General features: G+C 65.8%; 13 protein-coding genes. 10 read left to right on the top strand and 3 right to left on the bottom strand.

The window, feature by feature from the left end:
* Positions 1-290: 290 nt before the first annotated feature.
* The 10 genes from AC1DU8_RS15590 (at position 291) to AC1DU8_RS15635 (ending at position 11,564) form a co-directional block, all read left to right on the top strand.
* On the top strand, positions 291-3,410 hold the full coding sequence (locus AC1DU8_RS15590; protein ID WP_477726951.1) for an Rne/Rng family ribonuclease: 3,120 nt from the start codon (positions 291-293) through the stop codon (positions 3,408-3,410).
* Between the two features lie 141 nt (positions 3,411-3,551).
* Positions 3,552-4,061 (top strand): RDD family protein, encoded by a 510-nt coding sequence (locus AC1DU8_RS15595; RefSeq protein ID WP_457279400.1) that lies wholly within the window; start codon positions 3,552-3,554, stop codon positions 4,059-4,061.
* 16 nt (positions 4,062-4,077) lie between these two features.
* Positions 4,078-4,794: an RDD family protein gene (locus AC1DU8_RS15600; RefSeq protein ID WP_457279401.1), complete on the top strand. Its 717-nt coding sequence runs from the start codon at positions 4,078-4,080 to the stop codon at positions 4,792-4,794.
* Positions 4,791-5,783, top strand: a complete 993-nt coding sequence (locus tag AC1DU8_RS15605) for a stage II sporulation protein M (protein ID WP_457279402.1) — start codon at positions 4,791-4,793, stop codon at positions 5,781-5,783. Before AC1DU8_RS15600 ends, AC1DU8_RS15605 begins: the two co-directional genes overlap by 4 nt.
* Positions 5,773-6,528: a hypothetical protein gene (locus AC1DU8_RS15610; RefSeq protein WP_457279403.1), complete on the top strand. Its 756-nt coding sequence runs from the start codon at positions 5,773-5,775 to the stop codon at positions 6,526-6,528. The genes AC1DU8_RS15605 and AC1DU8_RS15610 overlap by 11 nt, the downstream gene beginning before the upstream one ends.
* Entirely contained in the window at positions 6,528-7,304 is a 777-nt protein-coding gene (locus AC1DU8_RS15615; protein ID WP_477701857.1) for a DUF4129 domain-containing protein, read from the top strand. The genes AC1DU8_RS15610 and AC1DU8_RS15615 overlap by 1 nt, the downstream gene beginning before the upstream one ends.
* On the top strand, positions 7,301-8,569 hold the full coding sequence (locus AC1DU8_RS15620; protein ID WP_477666227.1) for a DUF4350 domain-containing protein: 1,269 nt from the start codon (positions 7,301-7,303) through the stop codon (positions 8,567-8,569). Before AC1DU8_RS15615 ends, AC1DU8_RS15620 begins: the two co-directional genes overlap by 4 nt.
* Positions 8,570-8,582: 13 nt before the next feature.
* Positions 8,583-9,578 (top strand): AAA family ATPase, encoded by a 996-nt coding sequence (locus tag AC1DU8_RS15625; protein WP_457279406.1) that lies wholly within the window; start codon positions 8,583-8,585, stop codon positions 9,576-9,578.
* 22 nt (positions 9,579-9,600) lie between these two features.
* On the top strand, positions 9,601-10,956 hold the full coding sequence (locus AC1DU8_RS15630; protein WP_457279407.1) for a DUF58 domain-containing protein: 1,356 nt from the start codon (positions 9,601-9,603) through the stop codon (positions 10,954-10,956).
* Between the two features lie 65 nt (positions 10,957-11,021).
* Complete coding sequence (locus AC1DU8_RS15635; protein WP_457279408.1) at positions 11,022-11,564, top strand: DUF805 domain-containing protein; 543 nt, start codon at positions 11,022-11,024, stop codon at positions 11,562-11,564.
* 56 nt (positions 11,565-11,620) lie between these two features.
* Here the strand turns inward: AC1DU8_RS15635 and AC1DU8_RS15640 are convergent, their stop codons facing one another.
* From AC1DU8_RS15640 to AC1DU8_RS15650, 3 genes are read right to left on the bottom strand one after another with little or no spacing between them, the layout of a single operon-like run.
* A complete protein-coding gene (locus AC1DU8_RS15640; RefSeq protein WP_457279409.1) occupies positions 11,621-12,904 on the bottom strand; it encodes a heme biosynthesis HemY N-terminal domain-containing protein in 1,284 nt (427 codons plus the stop codon).
* A gap of 22 nt (positions 12,905-12,926) precedes the next feature.
* Positions 12,927-14,087: a uroporphyrinogen-III C-methyltransferase gene (locus tag AC1DU8_RS15645; protein ID WP_457279410.1), complete on the bottom strand. Its 1,161-nt coding sequence runs from the start codon at positions 14,085-14,087 to the stop codon at positions 12,927-12,929.
* Positions 14,084-14,935: a uroporphyrinogen-III synthase gene (locus AC1DU8_RS15650; RefSeq protein WP_477688757.1), complete on the bottom strand. Its 852-nt coding sequence runs from the start codon at positions 14,933-14,935 to the stop codon at positions 14,084-14,086. Before AC1DU8_RS15650 ends, AC1DU8_RS15645 begins: the two co-directional genes overlap by 4 nt.
* Positions 14,936-14,945 lie beyond the last annotated feature (10 nt).

Here is a 14,945-nt window from a genome sequence, read left to right on the forward strand (position 1 = left end):
TCGTGGGCCCTGCTTTTGGCATAAATCAGCCGCCAGCCCTTGTACAGTGGGCGCAAGCAGCTACTTTTTTTGTAGCACCCACCCGTTTGACCCCTGCTCGCTCCATCCACGCGCCTACGCCCAGACCACGTCGCTGACCGATTCACTTCGGTCGGCCGCGCGCTGTCAAAAGCTCTCCGGCAATTCCTCCAGTTCGCACTGCGTCCCTCCGGCGTCGTTGGCCCATTTTGGGCATGTGATTGATGTTCAAGACATGACATCAAAACGAAGAACGATAAGGAAGGCTACCCATGAAACGGATGCTGGTAAACGCCACACAGGCTGAAGAACGCCGTCTGGCGATCGTCGATGGACAAAAACTCCTCGACTACGAAATTGAAATTGAAGGGCGCGAACAGCGCAAGGGCAACATCTACAAGGCCGTCGTCACCCGCGTCGAGCCCTCGCTGGAAGCCTGCTTCGTCGACTACGGCGAAGACCGCCACGGCTTCCTGCCGTTCAAGGAAATCTCCAAGCAATACTTTGCCCAGGGCGTGCCCGTCAACCAGGCGCGCATCAACGATGTGATCCGTGAAGGCCAGGAACTGCTGGTCCAGGTCGAAAAAGAAGAGCGCGGCAACAAGGGCGCAGCCCTCACCACCTTCGTCTCCCTGGCAGGCCGCTATGTGGTCCTGATGCCGAACAATCCTCGCGGCGGTGGCGTAAGCCGCCGTATCGAAGGCGAAGACCGGGCCGAGCTCAAGGAGAATATGGACCAGCTGGAATATCCCAACGGGATGTCCATCATTGCGCGCACCGCCGGTATCGGCCGCAGCGCGCCAGAGCTCCAGTGGGACTTGAACTACCTGCTCAAGCTCTGGACCGCCATTGACGGCGCTGGCAAGGGCGGCAAAGGCGCCTACCTGATTTACCAGGAATCCAGCCTCGTGATCCGCGCCATCCGCGACTACTTCAACAGCGACATCGGCGACATCCTCTTTGACACCGACGACGTCTATGAACAGGCCCGCCAGTTCATGGCCCACGTGATGCCCGAGCACGAGCATCGCGTCAAGCGCTACCGCGACGACGCGCCGCTGTTCAGCCGCTTCCAGATCGAGCACCAGATCGAGTCGGCTTATGCCCGTACCGTGCAGTTGCCCTCAGGCGGCGCCATCGTCATTGACCACACCGAAGCTCTGGTGTCGGTCGACGTCAACTCCGCTCGCGCCATCAAGGGCGGCGACATCGAAGAAACCGCCACCCGCACCAACCTCGAAGCCGCCGACGAAGTGGCGCGCCAGATGCGTTTGCGCGATCTGGGCGGCCTGATCGTCATCGACTTTATCGACATGGAAGAGTCGCGCAACCGCCGCGACGTGGAAAACCGCCTGCGCGACGCGCTGCGGCAAGACCGCGCCCGCGTGCAGTTCGGCACCATCAGCAAATTCGGCCTCATGGAAATGAGCCGCCAGCGCCTGCGCCCCGCCCTGTCGGAAGGCGCATCCATCCCCTGCCCGCGTTGCGGCGGCTCCGGCCATATCCGCGACACCGAAAGCTCGGCGCTGCAGATCCTGCGCATCATCCAGGAAGAGTCCCTCAAGGACAGCACGGCCTCGGTGTTGTGCCAGGTCCCGGTTGACGTGGCGTCTTTCCTGCTGAATGAAAAGCGCTCCGAGATCGCCAAGATCGAAGTCAAGCAGCGCATCAATGTGCTGCTGGTGCCCAACAAGACGCTGGAGACCCCCAACTACCGCCTGGAACGCCTGAAACACGACGACCCGCGCCTGGACAACATCGCCGCCAGCTACAAGATGGCCGACGAAATCGAGGATCCGACCACCGTCACGCGCCGCAGCCAGGAAAAGCACAACAAGCAGGAGCCCATCATCAAGGGCGTACTGCCCGATGCACCCGCGCCTGTGGCCCCGCCCAAGCCGGAAGTGGCACCACAAGCGGCTCCCAAGCCCCAGTCGCGCCGCCCTGCCCCGGCTGCAGCTGCGCCTGCAGAAAAAGGTTTCTTCGGCTGGATCAAGAGCCTGTTCGGCGGCGCGGAAACACCGGCCCCGGCACCTGCCGCCAAAGAAGTGAAAAAAGACGAGCGCGGCGAAGGCCGGCGTGAAGGCCGCGATGGCCGTGGTGATGGACGCGGTGAGCGTTCGGACCGTGGCGGCGAACGCGGAGGCCGCGACGGCCGCCGCGGTGGCCGCGGCCGCAGCGAAGGACGCGGCGGTGAAGGCCGAGGCGAAAACCGCGAAGGACGCGAACCACGCCCAGAGGGCCAGGGCCGCGGCGAAGGCCGCAATGAAGGCCGTGGCGGCGAGCGCCGCGAACGCAACCCGGAAGGCCGCAACGAAGCCGGCCGCCAGGAACGCCCAGCCGGTGAAGCCCGCGGCGAAAGCCGTCCTGAAAATGCCGGCGACCAGCCCCGCAGCGAAAACCCCGGCCGCGAAGGCCGCGGCCGCCGCGAGCGCGGTGAACGTGGCGAGCGCGGTGGTGAGCGCATTCAGCGCGACTCCGTCGAGCAGGACCTCGCACTGGCCAACCAGGCCGCCATGGCAGCAGCCATGGGCGGTGAAGCCGGCGAGCCGCGCCAGGAACGCGCACCGCAAGACGGCGAACGCCCACAAGGCAACCGTGAGCCGCGTGGAGAGCGTGGTGAAGGCCGCCGTGACCGCGGCGACCGCAACGGCCGTCGCAACGACCGCCGGGGAGACCGCCCTGAAGGCGCCGAAGGCCAGAATGCTGCCGCTGAAGGCAGCGCCGGCTTCAACCCTGAAGCCGCAGCGGCAGCCCCCGTACTGGACGATGCCGGCAATGTGATCGCTCCTGCACAAAACGGCCAGGGCGAAGAGCAACGCCAGCCACGCGAACGCCGTAGCCGCGACCGCTATGGCCGTGACCGCCGCGAACGCGGCGAAAACGGTGAACGCAGCGAGCAACCCGCAGACGCCGGACAGGCAAGCGGTCAAGGCGAATCTTTAGAGCCAAATCAGCCACAAGCCCAAGAGCAGCGTGCGCAAGCAGCTCCTGAATTTGTAGCGCCGGTAGCTGCCGCCGCTCCGGCTGCTGTACCGGCTCCAGCTTACGTGGCCCCGGTAGCCGTTGCCGCACCCGTAGCAGCTCCTGCCCCCGCACCGGCGCCAGCCGCTGCGCCGGTTGCCGCCAGCCTGCCCAAGGTTCAGTCTTACGACTTGCCCCTGCAGGACCTGGTTCAGGTCGCCCAGTCCTCAGGCTTGCAGTGGGTCAACTCAGATGCCGCCAAGATCGCCGAAGCCAAAGCCGCCATCGCCGCCGAAGCCAAGCCGGTCCACGTACCGCGTGAGCGCCCACCGCTGGTGGTCGCCGACGAAGGCCCGCTGGTGCTGGTCGAGACCAAGCGCGATCTCGGCGCTGTGAAGCTGCCTTTCGAGCAATCGGCCGGCCAGTAAACGCGCCGACCTCTGCCGCATAAGCGGCACCTCACCAAAAGGCCCGCAAATGCGGGCCTTTTTTACGTCCTTCCTATCTTGCAGCAATGTCGTTAAGAGGCCCTAGAATCAACCCAACAAAATAGGCATGGGGAGAGGACGATGGACAATCCGCAGCACGATGCGCGCTACGCGCCGCCGCAGGCCAGCGTAGACGACGTGGTCGCGGCGTCAGACGGGCCTGAGCTGGCCAGTCGCATGCGGCGATTTTGCGCCGTGATGCTCGACGCTGTTTTTCAGTCCCTCTTCCTTTGGCTGGTGTCGGTACTGACGCCCTTCAATCCCTGGAACACGGAAGGACGCGACATGTGGTCCGTCGATCTGGTGAGCATGGGTGTCGGTGCCCTGATTTTTCTTGTGCTCAACGGCTACCTGCTCGCGACACGGGGCCAGACGATTGGCAAGGTCTTGCTCAAGATACGGATTGCCCGACCTTCGGGGGAGTCCGTTTCCGTCAAGCGCCTGGCCCTCCGATATGGCGCGGGGTTCGCGGCCAGCATCATGATGGTCGTCCTGTGGGTCTATTCCCTGCTGGACTGCCTGATGATTTTCCGGAAATCCCGTCGCTGCCTGCATGACGAGATTGCGGACACCGTGGTCTTCAAGATCTGACAGGCAGCCCAGCCCTGTGACAACCGCGCGCCTCGATACGCTGTACACGGCCGAAACACCGGAGGGCATCACATTGTCCTTACGGCCCGCCGGCATCGTGGCACGCGGGCAAGCCTACCTGATCGACCTGGCCATACGGTCATGCCTGTTTATCGCTGTGGCCGTAGTGGTCGGAGTAATGGGCAAGGCGGGCGCGGCAATCCTGCTGGTGACCTACTTCGGCCTCGAGTGGTTTTATCCCGTGGTGTTCGAGTTGACCCGCGCCGCGGCCACTCCTGGCAAGCGCGCGATGGGCTTGCGTGTGGTGATGGATTCCGGCCTGCCGGTAACGCCTGCCGCCTCGCTGACCCGCAACCTCCTGCGAGCCGCCGACTTCATGCCGGCGCTGTTTGGTGCCGGACTGCTCTGCGTCCTCTGGCGCAGCGACAGCAAACGGCTGGGTGATCTGGCCGCCGGCACCCTTGTGGTGTTTAGCGAATCCGTCAAGCTTCATGGCGATGTTCCCTTGGCTGATCCGCTGGCCCCCGCACGGCCCCTATCCGCCACCGAACAGGCCTCGGTGCTCTCCTGGGCCGGCCGTGCAACGCGATTAACCCCTGAACGTTTCGGCGAACTCGCAGCGCTGGCAGAGCCCGTGCTTGGCACGGGTGTGCCAGGCAGCAGCGCCACACAACGCCTGCTCGGGCTGGCGCAATGGCTGATGGGCCGGCGTGAAGGAGACTCGCGCCGATGACGCCTCTGCAATTTGAAGCCCTGTATGCGCCCCTCTGGACCGAACTCGAGACGGTGATAGGTATCGCCGAAACCCAGCGCAAGTTCGACGGTGCGCGGCTGGCCACCCTCTACCGCCGTGTTTGCGAGCACCTGGCGCTGGCGCAGGCTCGCGCCTATCCCGTTCATCTGACGCAAAGGCTCGAAACGTTGACGCAAGGCGCGCATCGGCTGATCTACCGGCAGCACGACTACGGCCTGGCGCGCCTTGGACGGCTGGCGCTGGTTGACTTCCCGCAAGCCGTACGCGCGCACCGGGCCTACCTGCTGGTGGCGTTCCTGCTGTTCGTGCTGCCGCTGCTGGCTGCCGGCCTGGCGACTTACCGCGACCCCGGTTTCATCCTGCACTTGATGGACGCGACGCAAGTGCAGCAGTTCGACGGCATGTACGGCGACAGCGCAAGGTCCTTCGGGCGCAACCGCGACGCCGGTGGTGACTGGCAAATGTTCGGCTATTACGTCATGCACAACATCGGCATCGGCTTTCGCTGCTTCGCGGCCGGCATCTTCGGCGGGGTCGGCAGCGCCGGCGTGCTGCTGTTCAATGGGGTGCAGATAGGCGCCGTCGGCGGTTACCTGATTGCCGCCGGCCACGGGCAGAACTTCTGCTCCTTCGTCATCACCCACGGCGCCTTTGAACTGACCGCCATCGTGCTGGCGGGCGCCGCGGGACTCAGGCTGGGCTATGCACTGATCGCGCCGGGCCGGCATACCCGGCTAGAGGCGCTCCGGCTGGCGGCCCGCCATGCCATCGTGGTGATTTACGGCGTCATCGGCCTTCTGCTGATCGCTGCCGCCGTCGAGGCTTTCTGGTCTTCGGCGCGATGGGTCACGCCCGCTGTGAAATATGGTGCGGGCGCAGCCTGCTGGGCACTGGTGCTGGCTTACCTCGGGTGGCAGGGAAGGCCGCGCGCCGTCCCCGCGGACCCCGGAAAACACCATGCAGGTTGATGCACTCGCCGTCGCACTGCGGCCACGGCCCATGGCCGAAGCCGCGGACCTGGGTGTCGCACTGGTGCGCCGCCATGCCGATTCCATCTGGCGCACTTTCCTGCCCATGTATGTGGTCGTCATCGTACTGGTGCTGTGCACGGCGGAGTTTGCCGGCTGGCTCCCCGGGCTGTTGATTTTCTGCCTCAAGCCCTGGTTTGACCGTACCTTGTTGTTCATCCTGTCACGCGCGGTGTTCGGCCAGCCCACCCGGTGGAACGACCTCTGGCAGCACCGTGGGATGGTCTGGGGCGGCCAGTTGCTCCGGACACTGCTATGGCGGCGCCTGTCTCCCTGGCGTTCGTTCACGCAGGCCGTCGATCAGCTCGAAGGCCAACGCGGCGGCGCCAGGCGCAAGCGGCGCGACCAATTGCTGCGCGGGCGCCGTGGTGCGGGCGCCGGCATGCAGATGATTTTTGCCAATGTCGAGATCGCGCTCGAACTCGCGATCCTGTCGGCGCTGCTGTGGTTCGCTCCTGAGGGAAGCTTCGGAGACGTCTGGCGTTGGCTGCTCGACTCAGAGGCTTCGGCGCAAAGCCTGCTTTTTGCCGCGGTGTACGCTTTCGTCGTCGGTTTGATCGAGCCCTTTTTTGTGGCCGCCGGATTTGCGATGTACCTGAACCGGCGCGTCGAGCTCGAGGCCTGGGACATCGAGCAGGAATTTCGCCGCACCTTCAGCCCCGCAGCGGCGAAAGGCCGGCCATGATGGCTTCTCGCCACGCCGCAAGGCGCTTTTCATGGCGATGGGCCGCGGCCTGCGCCGTGATGGCGGGTATGCCATCGTGGGCCAACCCGGCTGCGGCGCCAGCCGAGCCGCCCTCGCGCCAGCAGGTGCAATCGGCCGCCGACCGGGTTCGCGCCGATCCCAACTTGCCCGGCAGCAAGAGCGAAAAATCCCTGCGCTTCAAGAGCCAGGACAAAAAGCCGGAAGACAAAAAGAAGGATCGCGACAGCCTCAACTGGCTCAAGGATTTGGTGGCCAAGGTGTCCGAGGGCGCGCGCCTGCTGGTGTGGGCGCTGGGCGCGCTGGCCCTGGCCTGGCTGGTGGTCGGCATACGGCGCTGGGTGAAGGTGCGGGCCGACGGCGGCCGGCACCGGATGGCGCCCCTGCCCAGCCATATCGGCAGCCTGGACATACGGCCTGAAAGCCTCCCCGACGACGTGGGCGCCGAAGTCGCCTCGCTCTGGCAGCGCGGCCAGCGGCGGCCTGCGCTGTCGCTGCTCTACCGCGGCGCGCTTTCCCGCCTGGTCCACCTGCATGCGGTGCCCATCCGCAACGCCAGCACCGAAGGCGAATGCGTGGCTCTCAGCGAGGGCCGGCTGGCGCCCATGTCGCTGGAGTTTTTCGCGCGACTGGTGACCGCCTGGCAGCTGGCGGCCTATGGCGGACGCCTGCCGCCCACGGCCGGCGTGCTGGCGCTGTGCGCCGAATTTGACGCGCGGCTGGGCGCACCCACCGCCCCGGCGAAAGCCATCGCATGAGGGACCGACTGATCCTCATCCTGCTCGGCGTGCTGTTGCTGGCGGGCAGCGCCTGGCTGATGTCGGCCACTGAATGGGTGGACGTCGACACCCCCACACCAGCCAAGGGTGAGGCCCTCACCAACCCGCTTTACGCCACCGAAAAACTGCTGGTCGCCCTGGGTGCGCGGGTCGTGCGGCACAAAAGCCTGGATGCCATGCCGCCGCCGCATGCCCGGCTGGTGCTTGTGTCACGCAACTGGGACCTGTTCCCTGAACGCGCGCAGCGCCTGCGTGCCTGGGTGGCACAGGGTGGGCATCTGGTCATCCCGGGCTTCCTGGCCGGCCATAAATCGCTAAAGGACTGGCTACCCGTCACGGAGCAAAGCCCCTTGAAGTGGGAGCCGCCCACGGTGCCGCCGCGCCCATTGGCCAAACCCGTCAAGGACATGGACTGCCGCGCGCTGGAAGAGCCCGCCGAGGTCATCGCGAGCTACAGCGACAGCCGTGTCTATCGCGCCTGCGGCGCATATTTCAGCCCCCAGTACCTGCCGGTGAATCGGCTGGCCGCACCGCTGTGGTCCCTGCGCGGCACGGCCGGCACCGAGGCCGTGCGCGTGCAGGTCGGCCAGGGCACGGTCACCGTGCTCGGTGGATGGAACCTGCTGGACAATAGCAACCTGCTGCGCGCCGACAATGCGCAGCTGGCGGCCGCGGCATTGCAGGCGCGCGCCGGCACTGAATTCTGGTTTGTCGCCGAAGAGGCCCGGGAGCCCTTCATGCCCTGGCTGTGGCACCAGGCCTGGGCCGCCCTGTTGCTCGGCTTGCTGGCACTGGCGCTGGCCCTGTGGCGCGCCAGCGTGCGCTTCGGGCCGTTGGCAGCGTCCGCAAGCGCTCACCGGCGCTCGATGGCCGAGCAAGTGCGCGGTACGGCGCGTTTTCTGCATATGCACGGGCCGAAGGCCTTGCATACAGCGCAGCTTCGCGCGCTGCACGAATCGGCCACCCGGCAATTGCGCCGGTTTTCACAGCTTGATCCGAAGCAACGCACAGTCGAGATCGCACGCGCCACCGGCCTGGACGCCCTGTTGCTGGAACGCGCCCAGGCAGTCAGGTCGCGCAACCCCGGCGTGCTGGCCGCCGACCTGGAATTGATCGAAACCGCCCGCCGGCGCCTCGACGCCACAGGGCCCGACACGCGGCCGCCAACAGCTTTCACGTCTCCCGTTTCACCCGGTGCCTCACCCAGCGCCTCCTCTGCCGCTTCATCTCCTCCTTCATCCTGAACCGAGAAACACCATGTCATTCATTCCCAACGAAGAACTGAGCCGCGCAGCCGAGTCGCTGCAAACCCTGCGCCAGGAGGTCGGCAAAGCCGTTGTCGGCCAGTCGGAAGCCGTCGACCAGACCCTGGTGGCGCTGGTCGCATCCGGCCACGTCCTGATTGAGGGTGTACCGGGACTGGGCAAGACATTGCTGGCGCGCGCATTGGCGCAAGCCATGAGCCTGCGCTACGCCCGCGTGCAATTCACGCCCGACCTGATGCCCTCGGACATCACGGGTCATTCCGTGCTGGACCCATCGACCCGGAGCGAAGCCGGCATCGGCACGCTGCGGGTACACCAGGGGCCGGTCTTCACGCACCTGCTGCTGGCGGATGAAATCAACCGCGCACCAGCCAAAACCCAGAGTGCCTTGCTTGAAGTGATGCAGGAATACCAGGTCACGCTCGAAGGAAAGGCCATGCCGCTGCCCCGTCCCTTCATGGTGATGGCGACACAAAACCCGATCGATACCGAGGGCACCTACCCTCTGCCGGAGGCGCAACTGGACCGGTTCCTGCTCAAGATCAACATCGACTTCCCCAGCCATGCTGAAGAAAAGGCGATCGTGCAGCTGACCACCGGCCAGCGTGCCGGCAACCAGTTGCCGCTTGATGCGGTCAGGCCGTGCCTGGACGACGCGCAGGTGCTTGAACTGCAGCGGCTGGCCAGCCTGGTGCAGGCGCACGAACAGGTCATTGACTATGCGGTCCGCATCGCCCGCGCCACGCGCGACTGGCCAGGACTTTCGTCGGGGGCAGGGCCGCGCGGCACCATGGCCCTGGTGCGGGCTGCGCGGGCCGGCGCGCTCATGCACGGACGGGACTTCATCACACCCGACGATGTGGCACGGCAGGCCCTGCCGGCCTTGCGCCACCGGGTGATGATTTCGCCCGATGCGCAGCTGGAAGGCCTCGGTGTTGACGACTTGCTGCGCAGTGCCTTGGGCAGCGTCCAGGCCCCCCGTCTCTAGGCCGCAACTCATGCGCCGGTTGGTGATCCCCGCAAAAACGACTGTCAGGGTGCTGGCTTGCATCACGGCGGCCGCCGCGCTGGCCTTGCTCGGGGGTTTGCCGGTTGACCGGGTCGCGATACTGGCCGGCGCCGTCTTGCTGGCGGCGCTGGCAGGCGCCATTTTTGATCTCTGGCGCAGCCTGCGCCTATGGAGGACCGCGCCGCTGCGCATTGAGCGCACGCTGCCCGGCGCTTTTTCACTGGGCGTGCCAACGGTGCTGACACTGGCGCTGGTCAATGACGGTCCCCTGGCCTGGGCAGTGACGGTGTTCGATGAGGTCGATCCGCGGTTTACCTTTGAAGGCCTGCCACAGGCCGTCACCGTGCCACCGGCTTCGCGCGCCGAGTTGCGATACACGGTGACCGCGAGAGAGCGTGGCGTCGCCCTTTTCGGCACGACCCAGCTGCGCTGGCACACTCGCGGCGGCTGTTTCGAGGTGCAGCAGGCGCTGGGCCAGCCCGGGAAGCTGCGCGTTTATCCCAACTTTGCCGCACTGGCCCGCTATGCGTGGCTTTCCGGTGACCGGCGGCTCGCCCAGATCGGCATTAAGACCTATGTCCAGCGCGGGCTGGGCACTGATTTCCGCCAGCTTGCTGATTACAAAACCGGGGACTCCCTGCGGCACATCGACTGGAAGGCCACACTGCGCCACCAGCGGCCCATCGTGCGTGAATTCCAGGACGACCGCGACCAGTGTGTGTTTTTCCTGCTCGACTGCGGCCGCCGCATGCGCGCTGATGAAAGCAGCCCGGAGCAAGAACTGCGCGGCAGCAGCCATTTCGACGAGGCCCTCAACGCGCTGATGCTGCTGAGCTATGTCGCACTGAAAGAAGGCGACGAGGTCGGCGCAATGACTTTCGGCGGTTTACCTGGGCATCGTCGTGACTTTGCGCCCCGCAAAGGCGCCGCCACACTGAATGCCCTCATGAATCGCCTGCACGACATCCAGCCCGGCGCCATGCATTCGGACTATCTCATGGCGGCGCAGGAACTGCTGCGTGTACAGCGTCGCCGTGCACTGGTGATAGTGCTAACCAACTTCCGCGACGAGGATTCGGCTGAGCTGCGTCCCGCGCTCAAACTGTTACGCCGCAAGCACCTCGTCCTGGTGGCGAGCCTGCGCGAGCGGGTGCTTGGCCGCATCGCCGGCCAGGTGCTGTCCAGCCCGGCGGATGCCGTGGATGTCGCCGCGGCCCACCTGTTCGGGCAGTCGCGGCGCGATGCCTTTGCGCGGGTGGTCGGCAATGACCCGCTGTCGATGGATGTGGAGCCGACGCAACTGGCCGTCTCGCTGGTGAACCGCTACCACGCGGTCAAACGCGCCGGCCTGCTGTAAGCGGGCATTGCATTCAGCCCGGCAGCGGTTATTCTTCGTTTTTCAACAACAGGAGGGAAAGAGAAATGTCTGAAGCCATGAATCCTTATGCCGCACCGCGCGCGGCAGTCGCTGATGTCTATGACCGTGAGGGAGATACACAACCCGTCAAGTGGTTCTCTGCCAGGGGTCGCGTCGGACGCATGCGGTACCTGGCCCGCACCTTTGTGGGCTACCTGCTTTTGCTGGTGGGCGTCTTCGGACTCAGCATGCTGGCAGGCGCTGCCGGCGCCGGCGCCGCAGCGGGCATCGTTGGTTTCGTGGTCATGATTCCCTATTTTCTTTTTCTCATCCTGCTGACTATCCAGCGCAGCCACGACATGGGATGGAGCGGCTGGACGGCGATCCTGGCCTTCATCCCCCTGGTGGGATTGGTCTGGATTTTCAATTCGGGAACCCAGGGCAGCAACCGCTTTGGCGCCCCTCCGCCTCCCAACACCACGCTGGTCAAAATCGGCGCCCTGATGTTTCCCATCATCATGGTCATCGGCATCATCGCCGCCATCGCTTTGCCGGCTTACCAGGGTTATGTGCAGCGGGCCAAAGCGGCCCAGGTGGTCAAGCCCTAAACCTGCCACGGCGGGCGGCATGCCTGCCAGGAGCGAGGCGCGCGCTCAGAGCCTGTCTATATCTGCGCGGCGCGCTTGTAGGCTTGCGCAGCGCCCGCCTCGTCCTCACGCTGCTCAGCCAGCAGCGCCAGGGCGCGCCAGGCATTGCGGTGAAGCGTTACATCCTGAAGCGCCGGCGCCGCCTGCGTCAGCAACTGGCGGGACTTGCCCCAGAGCTGGCGGCTCAGGCAAGCCATGCCCGCCAGGTATTGCAGGTTGGCATCGCGCGGACGGCTGAGTTGTGCGTTTTCAATGCGGGCCAGCCAGGCTGCGTCCAGCGAATCCAGGCCGCCTTCGAGGACACCGATCAGCTTGATACGCAGGTTGTCGCCGATCTCCGAGCGCGGCTGCATCATGCGGTCCCAGACCTGCAGGAGCCAGCTGCGGGCCAGTTCCGGGTCACCGTGCAGCGCCATCAGGCGCGACGCCGCATGCACCACCAGCTCGGGCATGGCGCGTTCGGTGTCATCCAGCGAGAACCAGGCCTGCTGCAGCTGCGCGGGGTCGTGCGCATCGTTCAGCAGCTCCAGGGCCAGACCGCGCACAATGCTTTGCGCCGCCGCCTGCGAAAAAGCGCGGTGCTTGGCCAGCAGGCGCGCGGTTTCCAGCGCTTGCGCCGTGTGCCGCGCATGCCGCGAGGCGCGCAGCTTCATGCGCAGGGCCAGCGTGCGGCGCGATGCCCCCTGCGGAAGCTGGCCCAGCCAATCCAGTGCCGCACCCGCGTCACGATCGTCCAGCGCCCAGCGAGCCGCACGGAACTGCACGCCCTCACGCACTTCCTGCGCATGACGGGAGCTCTTCAACGCCAATTGCAGGTGCTGGTCGCGCAAGCTCTTGTTTTGGAGCGCCTGCGCGGCTTCGGCCACCAGAAGATGGGCCAGCGAACGCAACTGTCTGCCGCGGCTGGTGCTGTGGCCTGTCACATGGCCGGATTCGTCGGTCAGCAGGTTCAGGCTCTTTGCCTGCGCAAGCGCATTTTGTGCCGACTTGGTCGAACGGATGTAGCGCCCCGCCAGCAGATGCGCCAGAGAATCCATGAGAGCGCCGTACATGGCACGCTCTTTTTGCTGGGCACGCCAGCGCCTGGCTTCCGCCGGCAGCGAAAACACCGCCGACAGCGCGCGCAAGGCCAGGTACAACACCAGGAAAAGCGCTGCCAGCAGCATCACCATCAGGTTGAAGGAAATATCGACACGGTGCGGCGGCCAGAAGATGGTGACCACGGCCTGGTTGTTGCCCGTAAACAGGGCCACGGCAACGGCCACGCCAAACAGGGCCAAAAGCCAGAGGGCGGCGCGCATGCTGGTTCCTGCCTTTTCCCGCTCAGCGGCCTGCGGCCGCTGTGGCCAGCGCGGCCATGGTTTCGTCCAGGCGCGGAAGCTCGCTGGTTTTCAGCTGGCCCTGGACCTGGGCCAGCAACTGCGCTGCGGCCTGCGTTTTGCGGGACGAGGCATCAAAATATTTGCCCAGCCAGGCATTGGCACTGCCAAGGTCGGCGCGCACCGAATCCGTCTGGCGCGACAGCAGGCCCAGGCGCGCATTGAGCAGGCGCAGCTTGAGGTTCTCCCGCAGGAAAAACGACTGCTCCGGCGACACAAGGGCGGCCTCGGGCTGGTCAATGCGGCTCACGCGCAGCAGCTTGCGTGCTTCTTCGCGCAGGTTGTCCAGCGTGCGCTGCGACCAGGCATCGAGAGCCAGCTTGTCGAATCCCAGCATGGAAGACTTTCCGGCGGAAGACGCGGCCGACGCAGCAGCGCGCGGCGCGGAGGCCGGCGCGGCCGCAGCGGGCAATGCACGCTGGCCGGCTGCCACCATGGCGTTGGCCACCGGCAGGTCGTCTGCCATGCGGACCAGTTCGTCGAGCTTGAGCATGAGAACCGGCACGTCGGTCAGCGTTGCGGCCTTGATGCGGTCCATGTCTTTGGCAATGGCGCGTTGCAGCGGGTTCAGGCGCGGCTGCGCGGCGCGCGACAGGCGCTGGTCGGCCGACTTGAGCGCGGCCAGCAGCGGTTCGGCGCTGCCGGTGAGCTGGGCCTGCTGCTGGGCCAGGCGCAGGGCCGACTCCACATCGACCACCAGATTCTCATCGCGCGAGCGCGACAGGCTCTGCATGAGCTCCTCCAGCTGGGTGCGCTGCAGGCTGACTTCGCTGATGCGGGTTTCCTGGATGGCCAGCCGTGCGGAGAGTTCGCGCGTACCTTCCTGGGCCTGGCGCGCCAGTGTGCGCGCTTCAATGGCCTGCGCGCCGGAATCAATGCTGCGGCGGGCCAGCTCTTCCTGGATATTGCCGAGCTTTTGCCACAGCAAGCCGCTTACGAGCAAGCCCGCAGCCGCCAGCGCGGCAACCAGCAGCGCCCATTTGCGCGGCACCACCCAGACGTCGGGCGAAACGGGTTGCGGGGGAAGCGGCACCAGCGCGCGTTCCAGCACCGGCTCGTTGTCTGGCGTGGAGGATGGAGGCTGGGCGTTAGGGCTGTCACTCATGGATAAAGAGATTCTATCGAGGCAAGTGTGTCCCTGATGTCCTTCAGGGCAGGACGTGACGCCACAACAACACCCCAACCGGCAGCACGCACGGCTTCCTCAATCCGCGGATGCGTGGCCACCGCGCGGGCGCGGCGCCAGTCCACCCCGGCCAGCGCAGGCAAGGCCGTCAGGTTGGCCACCGCTTCAGAGCTGCTGAAGAGCCATACAGACCCATCCACGCTGGCCGCGCGCGCGCGCTGAAGTTGTGTTTCGCTGAGCACAGGCGCAAGGCGCCGGTAAACCCCCACAAAATCCACCTGCGCACCAGCGGCCTCCCACTGGCGGGCGATCCAGTCGCGGCCGGAAGATGCCGTGGCCCCAGACGAGACAGCGCCTTCCCCCCGCACCACCAGCACGCGTTTGCCGTGCCAGTCGCGCAGGCCTGTCACCGCCCACAGGGCTTCCGAATCAAACTGGGCCGCATCGGCCGGCGGCGCATCGATCTGCCCGGCAGGTACCCCGGCGGCTACCAAAGCCGCCACAGTGCCCGGCCCGGGCGCAAGGAAACGCAGCGCAGCCGGCAGCATTGCATCGGCATTCGCTATGTTATTGATAGCTGCTTGCGCATGCCCCTTATGGGTTACAGCCATTTTTTTCTTGAAAAAGTACTCCACCGCATTGCCGCTGACAAACATGCAGGCGGCGTATTGGCCCAGTGTTTGCCAGACGCGCTCCAGCGCGGCCGTATCCAGAGCGGGGGCGATGTCAATCAGCGGCAGCGCCTCGGCGGCAAAGCCCCCCTGCTGCAGTTGCTGCACCCAGTGCTGCGCATCCTGCACGGGCCGCGTCACGATGACGCGGGTCATAGCGCCAGTC

This window comes from Polaromonas sp. P3_A5, from assembly GCF_056403055.1.

What these genes read in the sequence shown, in the direction of transcription:
- AC1DU8_RS15610 (WP_457279403.1), top strand. Translation starts at nt 5,773, where the DNA reads ATGCAGGTTGATGCACTCGCCGTCGCACTGCGGCCACGGCCCATGGCC.
- AC1DU8_RS15620 (WP_477666227.1), top strand. Translation starts at nt 7,301, where the DNA reads ATGAGGGACCGACTGATCCTCATCCTGCTCGGCGTGCTGTTGCTGGCG.
- AC1DU8_RS15645 (WP_457279410.1), bottom strand. Translation starts at nt 14,087, where the DNA reads ATGAGTGACAGCCCTAACGCCCAGCCTCCATCCTCCACGCCAGACAAC.
- AC1DU8_RS15640 (WP_457279409.1), bottom strand. Translation starts at nt 12,904, where the DNA reads ATGCGCGCCGCCCTCTGGCTTTTGGCCCTGTTTGGCGTGGCCGTTGCC.
- AC1DU8_RS15650 (WP_477688757.1), bottom strand. Translation starts at nt 14,935, where the DNA reads ATGACCCGCGTCATCGTGACGCGGCCCGTGCAGGATGCGCAGCACTGG.
- AC1DU8_RS15625 (WP_457279406.1), top strand. Translation starts at nt 8,583, where the DNA reads ATGTCATTCATTCCCAACGAAGAACTGAGCCGCGCAGCCGAGTCGCTG.
- AC1DU8_RS15590 (WP_477726951.1), top strand. Translation starts at nt 291, where the DNA reads ATGAAACGGATGCTGGTAAACGCCACACAGGCTGAAGAACGCCGTCTG.
- AC1DU8_RS15595 (WP_457279400.1), top strand. Translation starts at nt 3,552, where the DNA reads ATGGACAATCCGCAGCACGATGCGCGCTACGCGCCGCCGCAGGCCAGC.
- AC1DU8_RS15615 (WP_477701857.1), top strand. Translation starts at nt 6,528, where the DNA reads ATGGCTTCTCGCCACGCCGCAAGGCGCTTTTCATGGCGATGGGCCGCG.
- AC1DU8_RS15635 (WP_457279408.1), top strand. Translation starts at nt 11,022, where the DNA reads ATGTCTGAAGCCATGAATCCTTATGCCGCACCGCGCGCGGCAGTCGCT.
- AC1DU8_RS15605 (WP_457279402.1), top strand. Translation starts at nt 4,791, where the DNA reads ATGACGCCTCTGCAATTTGAAGCCCTGTATGCGCCCCTCTGGACCGAA.